Consider the following 23050-nt stretch of genomic DNA (forward strand, 5'->3'; position numbering starts at 1 on the left):
TGAAGTTATGAAGCTATGCACTTTTATCTAAATATCGGATGTTTGCATATCCTTTCATTCGTCTTACGACCATAAGGATAATTGCACCTACGATTAATGCGATCGAAAGTGCTTGGGCAATTCTTAAGTATTCCGTTAACATTAGGCTGTCTGTTCGCATTCCTTCGACAAAATAGCGACCAATTGAATACCAAATAACATATGATAAGAACAACTCACCGCGACGTAAATTTACTTTTCTTAATAAGATTAAAATGATAAATCCAATAATATTCCAAATTGATTCATACAAAAAGGTTGGTTGATAGGTAACCCCTTGAATCGTCATTTGGTCAATAATAAATTGAGGAATATGAAGATTTTCGAGTACAGCTGGATCTACTTGCCCCCCATGAGCCTCCTGATTCATAAAGTTTCCCCAACGACCAATTGCTTGCCCTAAAATAATACTGGGTGCGGCAATATCAGCAAGCTTCCAAAACGAAACATTTCTTTTTTTGGCAAAAACAATTGTCGTGACAACTGCACCGATTAGTGCTCCGTGAATGGCGATACCGCCTTCCCAAATCTTAATAATTTCACCTGGGTTTTGCGAATAGAAATCCCATTTAAAAAGAACATAATAAATACGTGCCGAAATGATTGAAATCGGAATGGCCCAAAGCATTAAATCAGGGAATAGTTCTTTGTGAAGCCCACGTCTTTCCCCTTCTCTAATGACAAGCCATAAGGCTAATGCAATGCCAATCCCAATAATAATTCCATACCAACGGACTTCAAGCGGCCCGAGTGTAAATGCAATTGGATTTAACGGCTGGATAGTCGATTCCATAAATCACTGCTCCTTCTAATCATTTAATCATTTATTTCACTTTAATTCCAAAGGCTTAATGTCCACTCCACACGTACAAAACCACACAACTGTCCACAACCGGTGCCAGGCACCACAAAAAGACAATTGGCTATGATCTGTCCATTGGTGGTGCCTGGCACCGGTTTAGCGGTCGGACATTTGTTCGGCGAGGCGGTTGGTGAATTGCTCAGCCGCATTTACGCCCATTTGTTTTAAGCGGAAATTCATGGCTGCCACTTCGATGATGACTGCTAAATTTCGACCAGGGCGAACAGGAATGGTTAATTTCGTTAATTCAGTATCAATTATTTTCATTTTTTCTTCATCAAGTCCAAGTCTATCATATTGCTTTTTTTGATCCCATAGTTCCAAGTCCATAACGACTGATATTCGTTTAAAGGTGCGTACGGCTCCTGCTCCAAACAATGTCATCACATTCATTATTCCTAATCCACGAATCTCGAGCAAATGCTCAATGAGCTCCGGAGAAGTACCTACAAGTGTATTTTCATCTTCCTGTCTAATTTCCACACAATCATCTGCAACTAATCGATGGCCACGCTTTACAAGCTCAAGCGCTGTTTCACTTTTACCGACACCACTCTTGCCAGTGATAAGAACGCCAACCCCATATACATCAACAAGAACACCATGAACAGCCGTTGTTGGAGCAAGCTTGCTCTCAAGAAAATTCGTTAGCAAACCTGAAAATCGTGTTGTTTTTTGTTTCGTTCTTAAAAGGGGGACAGCCTCTTTTTCTGATGCTTCAATTAACATACTCGGAACATCTAATCCTCTGCAAATGATTATGCCTGGTGTGATATCTGTACAAAGCTGTTCAAATCTTAGCTGTTTTTCAGAATCTGTCAGCTTCTCGGTAAATGTGAGCTCCGTTTTACCAATTAATTGAATTCTTTCAGCAGGATAATAATCGAGAAAACCTGCTAGTTCAATACCAGGCCTTGAAAGATCACTCGTTGTGATCGGACGGTTAATTCCTTCTTCCCCACTAATGAGCTCCAGTTCAAATTTTTCTATAATATCCTTTACGCTTACTTTAGCCACTTGCTTCCCTCCTACTAAAATATATAGCGTTTATATTCACTACACCGTCTTCGTTATAGGCTACGAGCCATCCACAAGTATCTTTGATCAAGAACGGCTATAGAAATTTAAATAGTCATACACACAGTATTCCTTTATTTTAGCATTTTTTGCTGTGGATCCAAATTTCTAATTCCGCAACGGTGAAAAAATGTCAATCGTCTTTACCCTAATAATTAAAATCAGGTTTTGGATAAGAAGCACATCATACACCCTCCTTCCTTGTCCTCTCCATGTCCTTTTTCATGTTTACAACATATAGTAATAGAGAAAAGTCCATTTTATAAGCTAAGCCGCGGAAAGACAACCATTTCATATTTATTTCTAGAAGGAGTGAATGCATTGAAGATTATGTTAGATGCTGGTCACGGATACAGTACTGCTGGAAAACGTAGCCCCGACGGAATGAAAGAATATGAATTTACAAGAGTTGTCGCTACGTATGCTAAGCAGTTCCTTGAAGGCTATAACAATGTAGCTGTTTATTTTGCTCATTCAGACGAGCGTGATGTCCCTTTACAGGAAAGAACAAATAAAGCCAATCAGCTCAAAGTCGATCTATATGTATCCATCCATGCAAACGCATTCGGTTCTAATTGGAATGATGCGAACGGAATTGAAACATATGTTCATCCTAATCATTCTAAACAATCAATCGAACTTGCTCAGAAGATTCAAAAAAGCTTAATTGTCTCAACTGGTTTAAAAGATCGTGGTGTAAAAACAGCGGATTTCCATGTTTTACGTGAAACCACCATGCCTGCTGTTTTAGTGGAGTGCGGGTTTTATACAAATCAAATAGAGCTTGGCCTCTTGCGATCTGAAACTTACAGAAAAACTTGTGCTGAAGCGATCGTAAAAGCAATTGCCGAACATTATAAATTAATTAAAAAAGCGGCGCAGACGGGAGCAAAGCCTGTACCACCAACTACAACTCCGAACCTCTATAAAGTGCAAGTTGGAGCATTCCATGATAAAAAAAATGCAGATGAATTAGTAAAAGCTTTGAAAAAACTAGGATTTGATCCGTATGTATACATTGAAAAGAAATCATAACAAAAGAGGTCAGCACATTTTCTTCTTGTGCTGACCTCCTTATATATTTATTACTTATCCTTTGCACGATCAAGCACTGCCTTTTGAATAATAAGATTGGCGAGCGACATAACGATCGCAATGATTAGAGCTGTTCCAAAACTAGCAATTTCAAAAGAACTTCCCATAATCTTATCTGTTATTTGCAATGTAATGGCATTAATAACAAACAGGAAAAAGCCAAGTGTTAAAATCGTTACGGGCAATGTGAGGATGATCAAAATCGGCCGAACTAAAATATTTAAAAAGGATAGGATAACACTTGCCCCAATAGCTGCTCCAAAGCCTGAAATATAAAAGGAGTCTTCGAAAAAGCCAGATATCGCTATAAATAAAATTGCATTGATTAAAATGCTAACGATCCATCTCATTTTCTTACATCACCTCAGATCTGGTGAGCCTACAACAAAAGCTTAAAAAGATACAGATTTTGCTTTTTTTACATGTATAGCGCCTGTTTTCGTATCAGCAACTAGTTTTAAACCGTTCTCAGGCTCTTTAATTGATTGAAAGCGCATGACTTTTTGGAGCACTTCACTCTTTTCTTCAACAACTTGAATGCCATCTAAGTTAACATGGAAGCTTCCAAGATTCGTTTTCAGTTCCCCTTGAACATCTACTTGCTCTGGAACATGCAATTCAATGCTGCCTGTTGTTGCTTTTGCCTCGACAAATTCACTTTTCACACCAGTAAGAGCACAGAAAACATCGCCATTAAACGATTGCAGCTCAACCTTGCGATAATCACCATCAATCGTAAGGGCACCATTCAACGTTTCAGCTTCAAGCTGATCAATTGTGCTTTTTTGTATGTTAATATGGCCATTCGCTGTCTCAGCATCTACATAATTACTTTCAATATTACTAAGTGAAATCTTCCCGTTTGCAGTCTTTGCTTTATAGCTTTCCACCTTTAACTGTTGGCTCTCGATGGCGCCATTGAACAAGCGAACCTTAATGTGATTATACTCTGTTTGCGGAATATAAATAACCGCATCAATTTTCATCCATTTCTGCTGTGTGGCGAATCGGAGCTTCTGCCCAGAAATGGAGAACGTCACATCTTTTAAAAAGTTCATACGTGCCTCATCTTGCGTTTCCACCCGATAGACTTTCGCATGACAATCAATGCGCACGTCACTTTGCTCCCACGGAATAATCTTTACTGCTCCATTGGCAATATCAATATCGACGTCCTTTAAATACACATCACTCTGTTGAAAGATATGAGCAATTTCTACAGATTGACCAAAATTAAAATCAAGGTCGACATCTTTTATTTTCTTATATACGGTATCAACAAAATCAACAATTTTATCCTTTACAGAATGAATTGTTTGGTTGAACGAATCTTCTTTTTTGGCTTCTTCAAACTTAACACTTGTAGAAATCTCTTGGATAATGTCTTCTTTTTTCTGATCAACGGTTTTGTTTGTTTTATCAAGTTCCCCTAATAATAGCAAAGCCTCATCAACCGTTAATTTACCTTCTTCGACCATTTTCAATATACGTTTGCGCTCATCTAGCATTCTAATCCCTCCTGCTAATTTTAGACACCATTAATCAAATTCGCCTTGGCTTAGATTTTTTAAAGTTTGCTTAAACAATTCCCCAAAACATTTTTCAGGCAACCAAAGGCTTTACTTTCATTCAACTTAAGTTGGACTCATGCTGTATTGAATACGACTACATTCATCTCACTCTTTGTTGAAAAGAGGGGCTTAGCTGAATAAAGTTTAAAAGTGTTGAAATTGTCTTGTTGGAGTTTTTAAATTACACTGTCAAGCCCTTTGTATTTTATTACGAAAATTGGCTTAGAAAGTTTCAATTTTCTCTTTTTCTTCAATTTGTTTTTTCATTCTTTCTCTTTCACGTTCGAGAATTGGCTTTAAATATTTTCCTGTATAAGACCCTTTTATTTCGGCGACATGCTCCGGCGTACCAGTTGCAATAATTGTACCACCCTTATCGCCACCTTCAGGTCCGAGATCAATTAAATGATCAGCCGCTTTTATGACATCAAGATTATGTTCAATAACAAGTACAGTATCACCATTATCGACGAGACGTTGAAGAACGACTAACAATCTAGAAATATCATCAACATGTAAGCCTGTAGTAGGCTCATCCAAAATATAAAGAGTGCGGCCATTTGAACGCTTATGCAGCTCAGAAGCGAGCTTAACACGCTGTGCTTCTCCACCAGAAAGGGTCGTTGCTGGCTGACCTAGTTTAATATACCCTAGGCCTACATCATAAATCGTTTGAAGCTTTCGACTAATTTTCGGGATGTTTTCGAAAAACTCAAGTGCAGCCTCAACCGTCATATCGAGAATTTCAGAAATGCTTTTCCCTTTATATGTTACCTCTAATGTTTCACGATTATAACGTTTTCCATGGCAAACTTCACATGGAACATATACATCAGGCAAAAAGTGCATTTCAATTTTGATAATTCCGTCCCCACGGCATGCCTCACAGCGGCCGCCCTTCACATTAAAACTGAAGCGGCCTTTTTTATACCCGCGTACTTTTGCCTCATTTGTCATCGCAAAAACATCACGAATATCATCAAACACACCTGTATAAGTTGCTGGATTAGAACGCGGAGTTCGGCCTATCGGAGATTGATCGATATCAATAATTTTATCTAAATACTCAATACCTTTTATTTCTTTATGCTCTCCTGGCTTGCTTTTTGAACGGTACAGCTTTTGTGCTAATGATTTGTAGAGAATTTCATTTATTAATGTACTTTTCCCTGACCCTGATACACCAGTAACAGCAATAAATGCACCAAGTGGAAATTTGACACTAACATTATTCAAATTATTTTCCTTTGCCCCTTTTACTTCAATAAAACGGCCATCACCTTTACGACGTTCCAGTGGCAGCGGAATAAACTTCTTCCCTGCGAGATATTGTCCCGTTAATGATTGCGGATCAGCCATCACCTCTTCAGGTGTACCAGCCGAAACAATTTCTCCACCGTGAACACCTGCACCTGGCCCAATATCAATTAAATAATCAGCGGCAAGCATCGTATCCTCATCATGCTCAACGACGATAAGCGTATTACCGATATCTCTCATACTTTGAAGTGTAGAAATTAAGCGATCATTATCTCGTTGATGCAGACCAATTGATGGCTCATCTAAAATATACAAAACTCCTGTTAATCGAGAGCCAATTTGAGTTGCGAGTCGAATTCTTTGCGCCTCTCCCCCAGATAAAGTTCCTGCTGCACGACTTAATGTTAAATAATCAAGCCCTACATTTATTAAAAACCCTAATCGTTCTTTAATTTCTTGTAAAATTAGATTAGCAATCTTCATTTCTTTTTCTGTCAGAGTAAGCTGCTCAATAAATTTAGATGCCTCTTCAATAGATAATGACGTTATTTTCCCTACATGCTGGCCGGAAATAAGCACCGCAAGCGATTCCCTCTTTAAACGGTAGCCTTTACATGTTGGACATGGTTGTTGAGCCATATATTTTTCCATTTGCTCTCGAATATAATCGGAGCTTGTTTCCTTAAAACGGCGTTCAACATTACGTACAACACCTTCAAATTCAATATAATTCTCTCTTACTTGCCCGAAATCATTTTCATAATGAAAAAAGATTTTTTCACCATTTGAGCCATACAGGATTTTGTTAAACAACTGTTCAGGAATCTCCCTAACAGGAATATCCATATCAATCCCATAATGCTTACAAACAGCTTCCAATAATTGCGGATAATATTGAGAGCTTGTTGGCTCCCAAGGAGCAATCGCATTTTCATTTAAGGAAAGATCATAATTTGGAACAATTAAATCTAAATCCACTTCAAGTTTTGAACCTAGCCCATCACAATCCGGACAAGCACCGAATGGACTGTTAAAGGAAAACATTCGCGGCTCTAATTCACCGATTGAAAAACCACAATGTGGGCAAGCATGGTTTTCACTGAACAATAATTCCTCTTCACCGATTACATCGACAAGTACTTTTCCATCGCCAAGCTTCAAAGCCATTTCCACTGAATCGGCTAGTCGTGAAGCAATTCCCTCTTTTACAACAATTCGATCGATTACAACCTCAATTGAATGCTTTTTATTTTTCTCAAGTTCAATTTCGTCACCGAGATCGTACATTTCCCCATCAATTCGAACACGAACATAACCTTGCTTTTTCACATCTTCAAGCACCTTAACATGAGATCCTTTTCGGCCAGAAATAAGAGGTGCCAGTACTTGCAGCTTCGTTCTTTCTGGATACTCGAGAATTCGATCAACCATTTGCTCAATCGTTTGTGAAGTAATTTCAATATGATGGTTTGGACAGGTTGGCCGTCCAATCCTTGCATATAATAATCGTAAATAATCATAGATTTCTGTCACCGTTCCAACTGTTGATCGAGGATTTCGACTTGTTGTCTTCTGGTCAATTGAAATCGCAGGTGACAGTCCTTCAATCGTATCTACATCTGGCTTATCCATCTGCCCAAGAAATTGGCGGGCATACGCTGATAATGATTCAACATATCGGCGCTGCCCTTCCGCATAGATTGTGTCGAAAGCAAGTGAAGACTTACCTGAGCCAGATAACCCAGTTAACACAACAAGCTTATCTCTCGGAATTGTGACATTTATATTCTTTAAATTATGTGCTCTGGCGCCTTTTACAATTAGTTTATCAATCGCCATCTATACGTCATCCTTCCGCTTTTAACTCTAAAATTAAATCGCGAAGCTCAGCGGCCCGCTCGAAATTAAGCGCCTTTGCAGCTTCTTTCATTTCTTTTTCCATATTTGTAATGAGCTTTTCACGCTCTTTCTTGTTCAGCTTCCCAATTTTCGCAGATGTTTTATATTCTTCTTGATCTTCTGCTGCATATGTCGCACGGATGGCATCTCGAATTTCCTTTTGAATCGTCTTCGGTGTAATCCCATGTTTTTCGTTATATTCCTCTTGAATCGCGCGACGGCGTTTCGTTTCACTAATAGCCAACTCCATCGAATTAGTCATTCGATCAGCATACATAATGACATAGCCGTTTTCGTTCCGAGCAGCACGTCCGATTGTTTGGATTAGAGAACGTTCTGAACGAAGAAAACCTTCCTTATCCGCATCTAAAATAGCTACTAATGAGACCTCTGGAATATCCAGCCCTTCTCTTAAAAGGTTAATCCCAACTAACACATCATATGTCCCGAGACGCAGCTCTCGAATAATCTCAATCCGTTCTAACGTTTTCACTTCTGAATGCAAATACTGAACTTTAATACCGATTTCCTTTAAATAATCAGTCAAATCTTCTGACATTTTTTTCGTTAGTGTAGTCACGAGCACTCGTTCATTCCGCTTTATCCGATCTTGAATTTCACCGATTAAGTCATCAATCTGCCCTTCGATCGGACGAACATCAATAATCGGATCAAGCAGCCCAGTTGGTCGGATAATTTGTTCAACCATTTTAGGTGAATGCTCCATTTCATATGGACCAGGTGTTGCAGATACATAAATAATTTGATTGATATGCTCTTCGAATTCTTCAAACATTAGTGGTCGATTATCTAGCGCTGACGGGAGACGGAAGCCATGCTCAACAAGCACCGATTTTCTCGCTTGGTCACCATTATACATTCCTCTAACTTGTGGCAAGGTTACATGGGATTCGTCTATAACAATGAGAAGATCTTCTGGGAAAAAGTCAAGAAGTGTGTATGGTGTTGACCCCGGAGGACGTAGTGTTAAATGCCTTGAGTAGTTCTCAACCCCGGAGCAGAAGCCCATTTCTCTCATCATTTCAAGATCATAGCGTGTACGTTGTTCTAAACGCTGAGCCTCAAGCAATTTATTGTTCGCCTTTAATTCCTTGAGCTGAGCTTCTAATTCCTCTTCAATGTTTTCAATGGCTGCCCGCATCTTTTCTTCACGCGTCACAAAGTGTGATCTTGGAAAAATAGCAACATGATCGCGATCCCCAATAATCTCACCTGTTAATGAATCAACTTCTCGAATTCGATCAATTTCATCCCCAAAAAACTCAACGCGAATACAGCGTTCATCCTTTGAAGCAGGAATGATTTCAACAACATCCCCTCTTACTCGAAACGTACCGCGTTGAAAGGCAATATCATTTCGCTCATATTGAATATCAACTAGTCTATGAAGAAGCTTGTTTCTTTCCATTTCCATTCCTGTTCTTAACGATAGGACGAGCTCTCGATACTCCTCAGGAGAACCTAAACCATATATACACGAAACACTCGCGATAATAACGACATCTCTTCGTTCAAATAATGATGAGGTTGCCGAATGGCGAAGTTTATCAATTTCATCATTAATGCTGGAATCTTTTTCAATGAAAGTATCAGTCTGTGGAACATATGCCTCTGGCTGATAATAATCATAGTAGCTGACAAAATATTCAACTGCATTATCAGGGAAAAAATCTTTAAACTCACTGTACAGCTGGCCTGCTAATGTTTTATTATGAGCAATGACAAGTGTCGGACGATTTACTTCCTTTATTACATTGGAAATCGTAAATGTTTTTCCAGTACCCGTCGCACCCAGTAATGTTTGGTGCTTCTTTCCAGCATTAATCCCTTCGACAATTTGTCTGATTGCTTCAGGCTGATCCCCTTGTGGTGTATATTTTGAAACTAATTTAAATTGATCCTCCACAAAAAAGCCTCCCGTTCCTCAGTAAGTTCCAGTTTGATATTACATAATTACTCTATATAAATTTTGTTATTTTTTAACTTCCATTTCATATAAACATTCTACCACAAAAGAGGAGAATTAAACTAGCAAAATGCGAACGGGTATTCGTTTTATTTTTTTATACCGAGAATCGACTTCGATCAGGCTCCTTGAGGGACGATTCTAATGCTCTTCTTTTAAGAATCGACATCGTCTGACTCTTTGAAGTCGATTCTAATACTCTTCCTCAGAGAATCGACCTCGTTCTAACTCTTTGAAGGCAATTCTTACCATATTCCTCTGAGAATCGACCTCGTTCTAACTCTTGAAGGCGATTTTTTCGCTATTCTTCTGAGAATCGACCTTATTCAGGCTCCTTGGTGATCGGGTCATAAACTTTAACCAAGACGAAATAAGGCTATCATGTTCATCAAGATACAGATCGAACATGACAGCCAGTATTAGAAAAACTCAGCATTAGCCAAGACCTTTCGGCGAATGCTCTAGCTTTTCTTATGCGGTGTTATTAGCAGTAATTTATTTGAATGTGATTTTACTTTAGTACGTTAATAAACTTAAACTTTCCTACTAGCTAAAAAGATGTATTAGGTTGATTGTTTTGCTCTTTGTTTCATCCAATGTGCATACCAAAATCCAACTGTTAGTGAAAATGCATCAACAACTATGAGCCAAATGGAATCAGTATAGCCTTTATAAACGGAGCCAGCGATTAAGGCAACTGTTAAAATAAGTGCAATGACTCGATTATAAGCAACCCTTGTAAACAATACGACTAACAACCCAGGCAGAAACAGGGCGGATAAATATTTCAATACCAATCTTACCACCTTCTTTCTCCAAATTTATCACAGTGAACGAGCTGGCTAGCATAAAGCGCCTTGTCCTCTATATCGCAGAACAACCATTTAAACGTTAATTAGTAGCTATTTTTCTCATCTTTTACCTACCATTAGAATATCTTCTATCAACTTCATGTTCAAGCTTCTTCGTTCAACCTTCGAGGATATTTATTTTTCGTTCGAACATAATAATGATTAGACGACTTATGGAGGTTATTCTAGATGGCTAGAAAAAAACGGCAGCCGCTCGTTCCTGAATCTCGTGAGGCCCTTAACCAATTGAAAGCACAAGTCATGGCGAAAGAAGGATATAAAGTCGACATAGAAAACCCTGACAACGTGAAATATGAAGTGGCGAATGAAGTTGGTGTTCCCCTTAAAGAAGGGTATAATGGGACCTTAACAGCAACAGAAGCTGGAAAGATCGGTGGAGAAATAGGCGGCAGCATGGTAAAAGAACTTGTCCGCATGGCTCAAGAACGAATGAAACATAAAGATTGAGAAAAGAAACAAAAAGCGAGGGATTTTCCCTCGCCATCATTTCCTTGCATCAATTAGAACACTGTTTATCATACGTTGAGGAAAATTAAATCTGTCCTGCCACAACTTTCCCTTTAAAAAACACAGCCTCACGCTTCGATGTTCTTGCGACTGCTTCTGCAGAACATGCCGCATCAACTAATACAATATTTGCATCATCGCCGACTAGCGGCCATGCAACCTCGCCAGCCTTTGTTAATGGGGTTGGTCCACCTGTTGCCCATTTTAATGACTGTGCTAATGAACGCTCATCACTCCGACGAAATAGCTCACAATAACGAGTGACCTTTTCAAGTACATCGCCATTTCCAAACGGACTCCAAGAATCAAAGAAACCGTCACAGCCTAAATAAACTTTAACCCCTTTTTGATCCAAAAGCTCAATTGGCGGCAATGTTTTTGTAATCGGGATCGTCGACATGATGGACATGCCGGCTGCACTTAGCTTTTCTGCAATTTCTACTTGCTGAGGCACAGGTACTTCACCTAAGCTAAAGGCATGGCTGACCGCTACACGATTATGCCATTTTGCATCCACCGCCATTTCCGCTAGTTTATCAACGGTATAATAACCAACATGGCCATTATCATGTAGATGAATATCGACATCCGCATTAAATTCGGTTGCAAGACTCATTACTTCATAAAGTGATTTTTCAATATTTCGATCAATACCTGCAGGGTCCAGACCTCCAATGATATGAGCACCAGAACGCATTGCCTCTTTCATTAATGCAGGCACATTGTCTCTTAAAAGACCATGCTGTGGAAAAGCAACAATTTCATACGTTAATTTATCGGAATAATCCTCCAAAGCAGCTTGAACACCTTCTAAGTTCTTCAAACCGATATACGGATCAATATTTACGTGTGTACGAATATGTGTTGAACCACGAGAAAGAATCAGCTCAATCATTTCACTTGCCCGTTGCTTTGTTGTCGGTTCTAATTCTACAAGCTCCATCGCTTCATAACGTAGACGTTCTTCTAAATTCTTGACAGGTTTACACGCTTTCCAATCAAGAGAAAGATATGTTTTATCTAAATGATTATGCATTTCCTTAAAGGTTGGGACAGCTAAGAATCCTTTCCCATTAACCACTACATCTCCATCTGGAATTATATAGCCGGCAGGCTGTTTTTCAGCAATTATCCCGTCATTAATTTTCAAATGGAAAAGCTCAGTTTTTGTACTATAAGCTCCCTTTTCATCTTGAATATAACCAGTCTCTAAGCGGACATTTGTCAGCCAATATGATGACATTCCTTTTCCTCCTCTTATCTACAGACTATTGGATTTTCGACGAATAAGTATTTTTCTTACTTCGCTTAATTTGCCTTTACATCATCCGTACGCTTACTTTCAACTTTTTTCCCTTTAAAGTATAGAGATTGCACTGTTGTTCTTCTTGCAATGGCTTCAGCTGAGCATGTAGCTTGAACGAGCATCATTGTGGCATCATCGCCAACCTTTGGCCATACACGTTCACCTTTTTCATTCAAAGGTGTAATGCCACCCGTTCCATACTTTAATGCTCTTGTAAGTGAATATTCGTCCATCATCCGAAATCTTTCGGCTAAAACACTTAACTTTTGGATGGTGTTCCCAGTCCCAAATGGTGACCAATGGTCTGTAATACTGTCATGGCCAACAGATACTGGAATGCCCAATTTATCTAGTGTTGGAATCGGAATCGTCGGGCGATTAATCGGAACTGTTGTCGTCACATCAATCTCTTGTTCACTTAAGTGTGCAGTGAGCTCTGTTAGCTCATCTCCTTGCAAATCCCCTAATGCAATCCCATGGCTAATGGTTGCTCTTCCTTTCAGGCCTGCTTCTTTCGTATAATGAGCCATTCTCTCAAATGTAAACGCCCCAAGGGAGTTCGGGTCATGTAGATGAATATCGACCCCTTTGTTGTTCTCAACTGCAATTTCAAAAATCGTATTTAAAGATTTTTCAATATTTCGGTCTACAGTCGCTGGATCGACACCACCAACTAATGTTGCCCCATTCTTCATTGCATCACGTATGAGTTGAACTGAATTACTCTTTAGCAAGCCGTGCTGAGGAAAGGCAACGATTTCATATGTAAGGACATCTTCATATTTCTCCAATGCCTTAACTGTAGCTTCTAAATTCTTCAGCCCAATGACAGGATCAACATTACAATGAGTGCGAATATGAGTATGTCCGTTTTTTAAATACAATTCAATCATTTTTTCAGCACGTTCTTGTGCCGTTGGTAAAAGCTTTGGTAGTAATTCTTTTTCTTCTTCTAATCTCGTGAAAATTCCGTTTGTAATCGGAGTACACGCTTTCCATGGACCCCCATAGTACGTTTTATCGATATGAATATGCATATCTCTTAAAGTTGGGAGAAGAAGCATTCCATGTGCATCAACTTGTGATTCAATCGAATCTGGGGTAAATTGCGAGATTTCGGTAATTTTTCCATCTTCAATTTTTAAATGGGCAATTTCCGTTTCGGTTGCTGCAATACGATCATGATCATAAATGAAACCCTTTTCTAAACGGACATTTGTTAACCAAAAAGCAGTCATTTTCATTCCTCCAATTTGGGAAAGAGTACTTTTTAACATCAAAAGTACTCTCCACAATTTTATTCTTTCATTATAATATACTTCTAAAATTCTCCTACTTAATTACAACATCATCAATCATGAGATAGCTAGCAGCATTTAACCAAAAACCACTTACATTTTTGCTGTATGCAGCGATATGCTCGTAGTTGCGGATTGGAATATATACGGCATCATCCATTTCTTTTTGCATAACGTCTTCATATAGTTTTAAACGCTTTGCTTCGTCTGTTTCTTGACGGGCTGCCTCAATCATTTTATCAACCTCTGGATTGCTGTAGTAGAAATGGTTTCCTGGAGGTCCTTGTGAAGCAGAATGGAATAGACTGTATTGATTATAATCTCCATCACCAGTTGCATTTCCCCATCCGCCGATAAATAAATCATGCTCACCTTTACCGATCATATCAATATAAGCTCCATATTCCATCACTTGAATTTTCACGTTGACGCCAATCCCTTTTAATTGAGATTGAATCACTTCAGCCATATTAATTCGCTCTTTACGGTCGCTCGTTAATAAATTAAGCTCTAGCCCATTGCCAAAACCTGCTTCTTTCAACAATTTCTTTGCTTCATTCAAATCATAATCATAAGGCTTAATTTTATCACTATATCCTAGCACCTTCGGACTCATTGCTTCATTAGCTAGAGTTCCGACATTATTATAGACACCTTTAATAATAGCTTCTCTTTCAATTGCATGGCTAATTGCTTGACGTACTCTTACATCATCAAACGGTTTTTTCTTCGTGTTAAAACCAATGTACTCAACAGCTAGTCCATCTGTACGATAAAGACCCATTGTATCTGACGCTTCAATCCGTTCAAGTTCTGTTACAGGCACTTGATCATTAATATGTGCTTCACCTGTTTCAATCATTGCTAGACGGGTAGCATCCTCAGGAACTACTTTGAAAACAACGCGATCAATATTCGGTTTTTTACCCCAGTAGTTTTCATTTTTCTTTAATGAAATTTCTTGACCTGTCTTCCATGACTCGAAAACGAAAGGACCCGTTCCAACTGGATGCGTCGATAAATTCTCAGGGTTCTCTGCTATCGCTTTTGGACTAATCATGCTTCCTTCTTGGCTAGCCAGTATTGATAGAAGTGGAGCAAATGGATACTCAAGTAATATTTGAACTGTATATTCATCAACAACCTTTACTTCTTTAATCATCGTGAACTTTTCACGTTGTGGAGATTCCGTTTTTGGATCGAGCACGCGATCAAAGGTTGTTTTTACTGCTTCAGCATTAAATGGGGCTCCATCATGGAAAGTAACGCCCTCCTGCAGCTTAAATTCCCATGTTGTATCATCGATAATTTTCCATTCCTTCGCTAACGATGGCTGAATTTTGAAATCTTTATCTGGCTTAACTAAGCCTTCATACACTTTTTGATAAACAATATTCGCGGACGGAATATCAGTAATAAAGTGCGGATCAAGCTTTGTTGCGTCTGAAAGTCGGACAACCGTTAAAGTTCCGCCATCTTTAGCTGTTTCTTTTTTCCCTGTTGATTCATTTGATGTGGTTGTTTTTGTCGAACATGCTTGAGCAAATAATAGCAGTAATCCAATTAATACAAATAGCATGCCATTTCTTATGGTCCGTTTTTTTCTGGCCATTTTTCTGTCTCCTTTATTGTTTTTATTTTATTTAGCTACAACTTGAACCCCTCTTTACTTGCTTGCTTTCCTTCATCTCACTATAGATGGGATGATTTTCACCGAATAAAGTTAAAAATTCTGAACTTTCAATGTGAAGCTGTTCTCACCTTCCCTCCGCAAATGCTTATTTGCATTATAGAAGATGATTCGCTGGAATATTTACAGAATATTTACTAAAATTTTAACTATTTTGACAAACAATTTAAAAAATATTTACTTTCCGATTAATTTTGATAATTTGTACATAATCCACAAAACAAAATCATGATTTTACCCCCAAATTTCGTGGACATTGTTGGTCGACTTTTACGCTTTAAGTTCGACCAACAATATTTTTTTAAAAGAAACACCCATATGTCTCATTACAGATTATTTAAGATGAAAATTATATATCTGAAGGAGGACGAACAATAACGAGCATTAAACATCTTACTTCAAGGCTCTGTTAAAGGACAATGTTGATTTTTGCACCTGTTGATTGGAGCGGAAGGTGCGAGACTCCTGCGGGAGGAAGGGACAAGGGAGACCCCGCAGGTGCGATAGCGCCGAGGAGGCTCCCGAGATCGCCCGCGATCGCTAAGCAACCTGGAGCGGAAATCAACAGCCATGGTTAACAGAGCTTACTTCAAAAAAATAAGGAGGGCTTTACATGTCTATAGAAGCAAAAGCTGAACAAGAAGTTATCATCACAAAAACTAGTAATCAACTAAAATTATCAAAATTAAAAAACTTCTTCTCTATATTACGAATGAATAAAGCCGCAATGGTTGGAGCGATTATCGTTGCTATTTATATTTTTATTGCTTTATTTGCACCACTCCTTGCTCCATATGATCCATTTGAAATTAAATTAGAAAATAAATTAATGCCGCCATCCACTGACCATTGGATGGGGACAGATGATAAAGGAAGAGACATTTTAAGTCGTATTTTATATGGTTCAAGACTTTCAATGGGAGTCGGTTTTGCAGCTGTATTATTCGGTGCATTTTTTGGCATCATTCTTGGATTAGTTGCAGGTTATTACGGAAAATGGGTCGACACCGTCATTATGAGAATTATGGATGTCATGCTCGCCTTCCCTGGAATCCTACTTGCACTTGCGATCATTAGTGCATTAGGGCCGAGCTTGATTAATGTTACGATTGCAGTCGGGGCGTTTTCCATCCCTTTATTTGCTCGAATTGTTCGCGGTTCAACGTTAGAAGTGAAACAGCTTGAGTATATTGATGCCATTCGGTCACTCGGAGCCAGTGATGCCATTATTATTTTCAAACATATTTTTCCGAATATTCTCTCACCCATTATTGTTCAAGGAACTTTGCGTCTTGCTACAGCCATTCTATCAGCTGCAGGCTTATCATTTCTTGGCCTTGGTGCTCAGCCTCCTTCACCTGAATGGGGAACGATGTTAAGTAATGGGAGAGATTTCTTATTCTCGGCACCTTATATTGCTTTATTTCCTGGCTTGGCCATTTCAATTCTCGTTTTAGGTTTCAATATTTTTGGTGATGGACTTCGGGATGCGTTTGATCCACGAATGAAACAATAGTTAAGAGGAGGTAGGAATCGATGTTCATGTTTATTTTTCGCCGTTTAATCCAAACCATTCCAGTCATTATTGGGGTAACGTTTGTTGTTTTCTTTATTATGCAGCTTGTTCCAGGTGATCCTGCCGTATTGCTTGCAGGTGAAGGTGCTTCAAGGGAAACGATTGAAGCCTTACGTGAACAGTTAGGATTAAATCGCCCATTATTCGTCCAGTATTTCGAATATTTATTTAATGTTTTTCAAGGAGATTTCGGTATCTCTCTTAAAAATAGTCAGCCTGTTTTAGATGAAATATTAGTTAGATTACCTATTACAATGGAGCTCGCTTTTTTTAGTATTCTGATTACGATCGTGTTAGGAATGGCAGCAGGGATTATTTCTGCGATTAAGCCTTACTCCCTTACTGATACAGGTGTCATGTTAGTTGCCTTACTGGGAATATCCTTGCCAAGCTTTTGGTTTGGTTTAATGATGATGTATTTCTTCTCCGTTAAGCTTCATATTCTTCCGGTTGCTGGATGGGATAGCATCCTCCATGTCATTCTTCCGTCCTTTACATTAGGGGCTGGCGGCGCTGCCATAGTTGCCCGCATGACTAGATCGAGCATGCTTGAGGTTATTCGCCAAGATTATATTCGTACAGCAAGAGCGAAAGGACTTCGCGAGCGCGTCATCATTTATAAGCATGGTTTACGAAATGCATTAATTCCTGTCATCACAGTCGTTGGTTTACAGTTTGGCGCCCTCCTTGGCGGCACCGTTCTAGTAGAATCGATTTTTGCAATTAATGGATTAGGACGATTAATCGTTGATGCCATTCGAATGCGGGATCTGCCAATGGTTCAAGGTGGAGTATTAGTAGCTTCCCTAATCTTCGTCGCTGTAAACTTGTTAGTTGATATTTTCTACCGATTCTTTAATAAACGAATTGAATTAAATTAAAAGGTGGTGAATGGGCATGACTGCAAAAAATCAACCCATTTTAGAAGTGAAAGGATTAAAAACTCATTTCTATACGAAGCGTGGTGTGAGTAAAGCGGTTGATGGAATTGACTTTACATTGCAAAAAGGAGAAACACTAGGGATTGTGGGTGAATCAGGCTGTGGCAAAAGCATGACATCCCTTTCCATTCTACGCCTTATCGCATCACCACCTGGAAAAATTGCAGGTGGACAAGTATTATTCAAAGGAAAAGATTTAGTTACGATGTCAGAGGAGGAGATGAGAAAAATTCGCGGAAATGAAATTTCAATGATTTTCCAAGAGCCAATGACCTCATTGAACCCTGTCATTCCTGTAGGAGAGCAGATCGCTGAAGCTCTTCGTCTACACCAAAAAATGGGCCGAAAAGCAGCTTGGGAGAAGGCTGTTGAAATGTTAATGCTTGTCGGAATTCCTTCACCAGAAAAAAGAGCGAAGCAAGAGCCCTTCCAATTAAGCGGTGGGATGCGACAGCGGGTAATGATTGCGATGGCTCTTGCCTGTACACCCGAAGTTTTAATTGCAGATGAGCCAACAACGGCATTAGATGTAACGATCCAAGCACAAATACTCGAATTAATTAAAGACTTGCAAACGAAGCTTGGGATGGGTGTCATTATGATTACTCATGATTTAGGTGTCGTTGCCGAAACATGTGACACAGTTGCCGTTATGTACGCCGGTAATATTATCGAACATGCACCTACTGACAAGATTTTTGCCGATCCTAAACATCCATATACACAAGGCTTGCTAAATTCATTGCCAAAAATTCACGAGGATCAGGAAGAGCTCCAAACGATTGAAGGCAGTGTCCCAAGTCCATATAATATGCCAGCAGGTTGCCGCTTTGCCTCTAGATGTCCTTTCCAACAGCCAATTTGTCACAATCAGTTACCAGACCTTATAGAACAAAATGATGGTGAAAAGGTACGTTGTTGGATGTATACAGATAATTGGAACGATCAAGTTAAAAAAGAGGAGGCTATCAAATAATGCAGGCTACATCAGAAAAAAAGGTATTATTACAAGTTGACCATTTGAAGCAATATTTCCCTGTCAAATCTGACTCCCTTTTTAAACCTAAAGCCTATGTAAAAGCAGTAGATGATATATCCTTTCACCTTTTTGAAGGTGAAACTTTAAGCATCGTTGGTGAATCAGGCTGTGGGAAATCAACAACTGGCCGTGCGATTTTGCGACTTGATGAACCAACAGATGGAAAAGTTTATTATTCGGGACAAAACATTTTAGATTTAAATAAAAGAGAGATGAGAAAACTAAGAGGAGATTTACAGGTTATTTTTCAAGATCCGTTTGCATCATTAAACCCTCGACAGACAGTGAAACAAATATTAAATGAGGCAATGGCGATTCAAGATGTCGTTGAAAAATCTAAAAGAGTAGATAGAATGTTAGAATTACTAGGACTTGTCGGCCTTCCTGCCGAGGCGCTTGATCGTTATCCACATGAATTTAGTGGCGGTCAGCGTCAGCGAATCGGGATTGCCCGAGCGCTTGCAGTAAATCCTAAATTAATTATTTGTGATGAAGCTGTTTCTGCATTGGACGTATCCATTCAAGCACAAATTCTAAATTTATTAAAAAAGCTGCAAAAACAATTTAAGTTAACCTTTCTCTTTATTTCTCATGATTTAAGTGTTGTGCGCCATATTTCCGATCGGGTTATGGTCATGTATTTAGGAAAGGTCGTTGAAATTGCGGAGAAGAAATCTATGTTTGATTCACCGCTTCATCCGTATACTCGAGCATTATTGTCATCCATTCCCGTTCCAAACCCAACGGTAAAAAATGAACGCATTATTTTGAAGGGAGATGTCCCCTCCCCGATTAATCCGCCTAGCGGATGCCGCTTTCATACCCGCTGTCCCTTTGCAACAGAAAAATGTAAAGCGGAAGAACCAGCTTTACGAGAACTAGGTGAAAATCATTTTGTCAGCTGCCACTTTGCTGAAAATTTGGTTCAATAAGGTGAAACTTCAATCAGTGGGGTTTTACAACTCACAGGAAGTGCTAGTGCAGACATTGCGACAGGACACTGCGTTCTTAGTCTGCCCCATCCCCCACTTGATTGTTAGTTGAATCAATCGGATTTTTACGGGCTGTTGTAACCTACTTAGAATGTATTATTCTCTATATTTCTCGAAGTGGATGTTTTTTACAGCCCGTTAATACGCGATAATTCTATTTCCAAATAATATTAATTTAGATAAAATGTAATATTAAAAAAGGGAGTTTATTAGCCTCCCTTTTTCTACATTAAGGAGAATGACGAAGATGCTATCCATTGATACTTTCTCCCTCTATATTATGCTTTGTGTGTTAGCCCCTTTGCTCGGAGCGTTCACATTGCTATTTTTATTTATTTTCGAAAAACGAATAGATCTTCTTGAAAAGCAAACGCGAGAAATTGCGTTAGAAAGGGAATTACAAACAGCTCTTTATAATCAATTAAACCAAGAAATTGAACCACATTTCTTTTTTAATACGTTAAATTCCATTTTAAGCTTAGCGAGACTTGATCGAAAGACAGATTTAATACATTCAATAGAGGCTCTTTCTAAGCTGCTTAAATTTAAGTATCAAGCGAGCAATCGTTTATTTACAATCGAAGAGGAATTAACATATGTCAATTATTATTTAGACATTCAGAAAATCAGATTTCGAAACAGGCTTCATTTTGAGATTTCAACAGATCCAATGATTACTGAGGCGGTTATCATTCCTTTTTTAATCCAAACGCTTATCGAAAATGCTTTTAAACACGCATTCGAAAAATATGCGGGTGAAGCATTTTTAAAAATCGTGATTGAAAAAGAGGAAAATACAGTTCAGATCAATGTTTGGAATAATTCCTTTAACGATGATGAGGAGCTTTCCGATGAGAGAGGTCTCGGGTTAGAAAATATTGCGAAGAGACTGAAGCTCCTTTTCCCAAACGATAGCCCTTCTGTAGCTTTATCGAGTTCAGAAAATGGCACAACCGTTTTAGCGAGTTTCCCGATTGTATACAAATCAGAATATGAAGGAGGCGAATATTTCAGATGAATATCTTGCTCGTAGATGATGAACAACTTGAATTAGACCAACTTGAGTATTTAATTCAAAAAAAGTTTCCAAATTGGCATTTCTTTAAAGCACTAGATGCGTCACAAGCGCTGCAAATCGTCAAGCAGCATGATATCTTCCTTGCCTTTTTAGACATACAGCTTCCTGGAAAATCAGGATTAGCATTAGCTATGGAGCTATCCCACTCATACAAAATGGACATTATTATGGTTACGGCCTTTCAGAATTTTGAATATGCGCAAGCCTCCATTAGACTTGGTGTAGTTGATTATATTACAAAGCCCGTGATTGAAGATGAACTCGCAGCCGTTTTGAAAAAATATGAACGTTTAGGACGTTACTCAGAACAAATCGCAAGCGCTCTGAAAATTATTCATCAAGAATTTAGTGATAAATTAACATTAAATTATTTAGCTTCGAAAATTCATATAAATTCTGCCTACTTAAGCCGAAAATTTCATGAAGAAGTCGGAACAGGCTTTTCCGAATACTTAAATGATTATCGGTTAGTGCAAGCTCAAAAAATGCTTATTGAATATCCTGATCTTAGTATTAGTACAATCTCGGAAAGATGCGGCTTTAATAGCCAGCATTATTTCAGCCAAATATTTCGCAAAACAACTGGGCAGTCTCCACGAGATTATCGCCTAAAGGAGACTTTCCGGTGAATAAGGCTGATTATCAATATTATATAAGTGGTGTGATAAAGCTTGGTGTGAGCTTTGGAATTGTCAGTTTATTAGCACGATGGGTAACAGGAAATACGATTCTTTCCTCTCCAGAAACATTAATAAAATATGGCCTGATAGGTGGGATTGGCTATTCATTAATGGGCGCATTTGCCCTTATTTTGTTTGGTTTTTTAGCAAAAAAAATTCGAAAAAACTATCCAGATGACTATACAATCGGCGATGTGTTGAGGAAGAAGCTACACCCTGCTGGTTATTGGTATATGATTTCCCTCCTTCTTTTCACAAGCTTAGATTCTTTATTTGTTCAGGCAATGGGAGCTGGTATACTCACACATATGATCTTTCCGATTCCTGTCTTTATTGGGATGCTGTTTTTTCTATTAGTTTGTTTTTTTATCGGTGGAGTTGGCGGAATGCAACGGCTGCACCAGCTTTCAGGCATAAACGTCACATTGATATTTGGAGCCGTTATCGTAATCCCTGTCTATTTTTTTATTCAAGAAGGTGTCCATCCGGTATATGAAGGGATTAGACTGTTTCACCCTTATATTCTGTATTTCAAAAATACAGACGCAACCTTATTTATCTTCACTGCGATCTTAATCGGCTTTGGACAAGTTGTCATTGATCGAGCCACATGGCAAAGAGTATTTATTATAAAAAAAGAAAAAGTGCAGATGACCTTTACATTAGCTGGGTTAATATGGGCGACCATCCCTCTCGCTTTGTCATCTTTAATCATGATTATTATATTTGGCAGAAGTTATGAAAATATGTATTCCTTAATTTTTGAGCTTGTCGATAGAATCCAGTCCTCCATTTTAATTATCTTATTTGTCCTTTTTTGTTTTAGTGCGATCTCAGCTGCTATTACAGCCGAATTACATGCGACAACTGCATTATTCGTAAGAAATGTTTTGGAATTATTTATTCATCCTTTAACTGATCATGATAAATGGAAATATACGTATATTTTTGCAGGTGGAGTGTGTGTGTTTTTACTTGGAATCGTCACGTTTCTTACCCCAAGCCTTATCGAATTACTTTTTTTCTTCGGGAATATTTACGCTGCTATGATTGGACCAATGCTTTATATTGTTCTCAGTAAAAGGGTACTTCCTTCCATCGTACCTTTCTCATCATTCATTGGTGCGGCGGCAGGCTATATATTTCAACGATATACTGAAAGCTTAATCGCCATTTGGATGAGTTTTTCAATCTCAACATTGATTTGCATAATTGTTTACATTTTTTTATCTTTCAAAGTCAGATTAGCTCTATTTAAAAACAATGAGTAGGAGTGACAAC

Annotated in this window: 19 protein-coding genes; 9 read left to right on the forward strand and 10 right to left on the reverse strand. The window is 38.6% G+C overall.

What is annotated here, in order from left to right; genetic code table 11:
• Positions 1 to 13: 13 nt before the first annotated feature.
• Together lgt and hprK are read right to left on the reverse strand one after the other, a co-directional pair.
• On the reverse strand, positions 14 to 832 hold the full coding sequence (lgt, locus tag KDN24_RS23580) for a prolipoprotein diacylglyceryl transferase (RefSeq protein WP_409973401.1): 819 nt from the start codon (positions 830 to 832) through the stop codon (positions 14 to 16).
• A 165-nt stretch (positions 833 to 997) separates the two neighbouring features.
• Entirely contained in the window at positions 998 to 1918 is a 921-nt protein-coding gene (hprK, locus tag KDN24_RS23585) for an HPr(Ser) kinase/phosphatase (protein ID WP_409973400.1), read from the reverse strand.
• Between the two features lie 390 nt (positions 1919 to 2308).
• On the opposite strand from hprK, the gene KDN24_RS23590 reads away from it, so the two are divergent.
• Positions 2309 to 3013: an N-acetylmuramoyl-L-alanine amidase gene (locus KDN24_RS23590; protein ID WP_409973464.1), complete on the forward strand. Its 705-nt coding sequence runs from the start codon at positions 2309 to 2311 to the stop codon at positions 3011 to 3013.
• A 50-nt stretch (positions 3014 to 3063) separates the two neighbouring features.
• On the opposite strand, the gene KDN24_RS23595 is transcribed toward KDN24_RS23590, so the two are convergent.
• The 5 genes from KDN24_RS23595 to KDN24_RS23615 form a co-directional block, all read right to left on the reverse strand.
• Positions 3064 to 3423, reverse strand: coding sequence for a phage holin family protein (locus KDN24_RS23595; protein ID WP_409973399.1), 360 nt, complete (start codon positions 3421 to 3423; stop codon positions 3064 to 3066).
• 42 nt (positions 3424 to 3465) lie between these two features.
• The gene (locus KDN24_RS23600) at positions 3466 to 4581 is read right to left on the reverse strand and encodes a DUF4097 family beta strand repeat-containing protein (RefSeq protein ID WP_409973398.1); all 1116 of its coding nucleotides are present in this window, start codon (positions 4579 to 4581) and stop codon (positions 3466 to 3468) included.
• A 285-nt stretch (positions 4582 to 4866) separates the two neighbouring features.
• Positions 4867 to 7743, reverse strand: coding sequence for an excinuclease ABC subunit UvrA (gene uvrA, locus KDN24_RS23605; RefSeq protein WP_409973397.1), 2877 nt, complete (start codon positions 7741 to 7743; stop codon positions 4867 to 4869).
• A gap of 7 nt (positions 7744 to 7750) precedes the next feature.
• Positions 7751 to 9730, reverse strand: coding sequence for an excinuclease ABC subunit UvrB (gene uvrB, locus KDN24_RS23610; RefSeq protein ID WP_409973396.1), 1980 nt, complete (start codon positions 9728 to 9730; stop codon positions 7751 to 7753).
• A 623-nt stretch (positions 9731 to 10353) separates the two neighbouring features.
• A complete protein-coding gene (locus tag KDN24_RS23615) occupies positions 10354 to 10587 on the reverse strand; it encodes a CsbA family protein (protein WP_409973395.1) in 234 nt (77 codons plus the stop codon).
• A 243-nt stretch (positions 10588 to 10830) separates the two neighbouring features.
• Here KDN24_RS23615 and KDN24_RS23620 point away from each other — a divergent pair, with 243 nt between their 5' ends.
• Complete coding sequence (locus KDN24_RS23620) at positions 10831 to 11109, forward strand: alpha/beta-type small acid-soluble spore protein (RefSeq protein WP_409973394.1); 279 nt, start codon at positions 10831 to 10833, stop codon at positions 11107 to 11109.
• 85 nt (positions 11110 to 11194) lie between these two features.
• On the opposite strand, the gene KDN24_RS23625 is transcribed toward KDN24_RS23620, so the two are convergent.
• From KDN24_RS23625 to KDN24_RS23635, 3 genes are all read right to left on the reverse strand, one after another.
• Positions 11195 to 12412, reverse strand: a complete 1218-nt coding sequence (locus KDN24_RS23625) for an amidohydrolase (RefSeq protein WP_409973393.1) — start codon at positions 12410 to 12412, stop codon at positions 11195 to 11197.
• Positions 12413 to 12477: 65 nt separating this feature from the next.
• Positions 12478 to 13713 (reverse strand): amidohydrolase family protein, encoded by a 1236-nt coding sequence (locus tag KDN24_RS23630; protein ID WP_409973463.1) that lies wholly within the window; start codon positions 13711 to 13713, stop codon positions 12478 to 12480.
• Between the two features lie 94 nt (positions 13714 to 13807).
• The gene (locus tag KDN24_RS23635) at positions 13808 to 15385 is read right to left on the reverse strand and encodes a glutathione ABC transporter substrate-binding protein (RefSeq protein WP_409973392.1); all 1578 of its coding nucleotides are present in this window, start codon (positions 15383 to 15385) and stop codon (positions 13808 to 13810) included.
• A 691-nt stretch (positions 15386 to 16076) separates the two neighbouring features.
• Here KDN24_RS23635 and KDN24_RS23640 point away from each other — a divergent pair.
• The 7 genes from KDN24_RS23640 to KDN24_RS23670 all read left to right on the forward strand — a co-directional run bounded on the left by KDN24_RS23640 (position 16077) and on the right by KDN24_RS23670 (position 23040).
• Positions 16077 to 16979 (forward strand): ABC transporter permease, encoded by a 903-nt coding sequence (locus KDN24_RS23640; protein WP_409973391.1) that lies wholly within the window; start codon positions 16077 to 16079, stop codon positions 16977 to 16979.
• 20 nt (positions 16980 to 16999) lie between these two features.
• On the forward strand, positions 17000 to 17920 hold the full coding sequence (nikB, locus tag KDN24_RS23645; protein ID WP_409973390.1) for a nickel ABC transporter permease: 921 nt from the start codon (positions 17000 to 17002) through the stop codon (positions 17918 to 17920).
• 16 nt (positions 17921 to 17936) lie between these two features.
• A complete protein-coding gene (locus KDN24_RS23650) occupies positions 17937 to 18956 on the forward strand; it encodes an ABC transporter ATP-binding protein (protein ID WP_409973389.1) in 1020 nt (339 codons plus the stop codon).
• Entirely contained in the window at positions 18956 to 19951 is a 996-nt protein-coding gene (locus tag KDN24_RS23655; protein ID WP_409973388.1) for an ABC transporter ATP-binding protein, read from the forward strand. The genes KDN24_RS23650 and KDN24_RS23655 overlap by 1 nt, the downstream gene beginning before the upstream one ends.
• A gap of 298 nt (positions 19952 to 20249) precedes the next feature.
• The gene (locus KDN24_RS23660) at positions 20250 to 21029 is read left to right on the forward strand and encodes a sensor histidine kinase (RefSeq protein ID WP_409973387.1); all 780 of its coding nucleotides are present in this window, start codon (positions 20250 to 20252) and stop codon (positions 21027 to 21029) included.
• A complete protein-coding gene (locus tag KDN24_RS23665; protein WP_409973386.1) occupies positions 21026 to 21718 on the forward strand; it encodes a response regulator transcription factor in 693 nt (230 codons plus the stop codon). Before KDN24_RS23660 ends, KDN24_RS23665 begins: the two co-directional genes overlap by 4 nt.
• A complete protein-coding gene (locus KDN24_RS23670) occupies positions 21715 to 23040 on the forward strand; it encodes an SLC5/6 family protein (RefSeq protein WP_491348193.1) in 1326 nt (441 codons plus the stop codon). The genes KDN24_RS23665 and KDN24_RS23670 overlap by 4 nt, the downstream gene beginning before the upstream one ends.
• Positions 23041 to 23050 lie beyond the last annotated feature (10 nt).

It is taken from the genome of Cytobacillus sp. Bva_UNVM-123, assembly GCF_046351715.2.
Taxonomy (GTDB): domain Bacteria; phylum Bacillota; class Bacilli; order Bacillales; family Cytobacillaceae; genus Cytobacillus.

What these genes read in the sequence shown, in the direction of transcription:
- lgt (WP_409973401.1), bottom strand. Translation starts at nt 832, where the DNA reads ATGGAATCGACTATCCAGCCGTTAAATCCAATTGCATTTACACTCGGG.
- KDN24_RS23590 (WP_409973464.1), top strand. Translation starts at nt 2,309, where the DNA reads ATGTTAGATGCTGGTCACGGATACAGTACTGCTGGAAAACGTAGCCCC.
- KDN24_RS23595 (WP_409973399.1), bottom strand. Translation starts at nt 3,423, where the DNA reads ATGAGATGGATCGTTAGCATTTTAATCAATGCAATTTTATTTATAGCG.
- KDN24_RS23600 (WP_409973398.1), bottom strand. Translation starts at nt 4,581, where the DNA reads ATGCTAGATGAGCGCAAACGTATATTGAAAATGGTCGAAGAAGGTAAA.
- uvrA (WP_409973397.1), bottom strand. Translation starts at nt 7,743, where the DNA reads ATGGCGATTGATAAACTAATTGTAAAAGGCGCCAGAGCACATAATTTA.
- KDN24_RS23620 (WP_409973394.1), top strand. Translation starts at nt 10,831, where the DNA reads ATGGCTAGAAAAAAACGGCAGCCGCTCGTTCCTGAATCTCGTGAGGCC.
- KDN24_RS23625 (WP_409973393.1), bottom strand. Translation starts at nt 12,412, where the DNA reads ATGTCATCATATTGGCTGACAAATGTCCGCTTAGAGACTGGTTATATT.
- KDN24_RS23630 (WP_409973463.1), bottom strand. Translation starts at nt 13,713, where the DNA reads ATGACTGCTTTTTGGTTAACAAATGTCCGTTTAGAAAAGGGTTTCATT.
- KDN24_RS23635 (WP_409973392.1), bottom strand. Translation starts at nt 15,385, where the DNA reads ATGGCCAGAAAAAAACGGACCATAAGAAATGGCATGCTATTTGTATTA.
- KDN24_RS23640 (WP_409973391.1), top strand. Translation starts at nt 16,077, where the DNA reads ATGTCTATAGAAGCAAAAGCTGAACAAGAAGTTATCATCACAAAAACT.
- nikB (WP_409973390.1), top strand. Translation starts at nt 17,000, where the DNA reads ATGTTCATGTTTATTTTTCGCCGTTTAATCCAAACCATTCCAGTCATT.
- KDN24_RS23650 (WP_409973389.1), top strand. Translation starts at nt 17,937, where the DNA reads ATGACTGCAAAAAATCAACCCATTTTAGAAGTGAAAGGATTAAAAACT.
- KDN24_RS23655 (WP_409973388.1), top strand. Translation starts at nt 18,956, where the DNA reads ATGCAGGCTACATCAGAAAAAAAGGTATTATTACAAGTTGACCATTTG.
- KDN24_RS23660 (WP_409973387.1), top strand. Translation starts at nt 20,250, where the DNA reads ATGACGAAGATGCTATCCATTGATACTTTCTCCCTCTATATTATGCTT.
- KDN24_RS23665 (WP_409973386.1), top strand. Translation starts at nt 21,026, where the DNA reads ATGAATATCTTGCTCGTAGATGATGAACAACTTGAATTAGACCAACTT.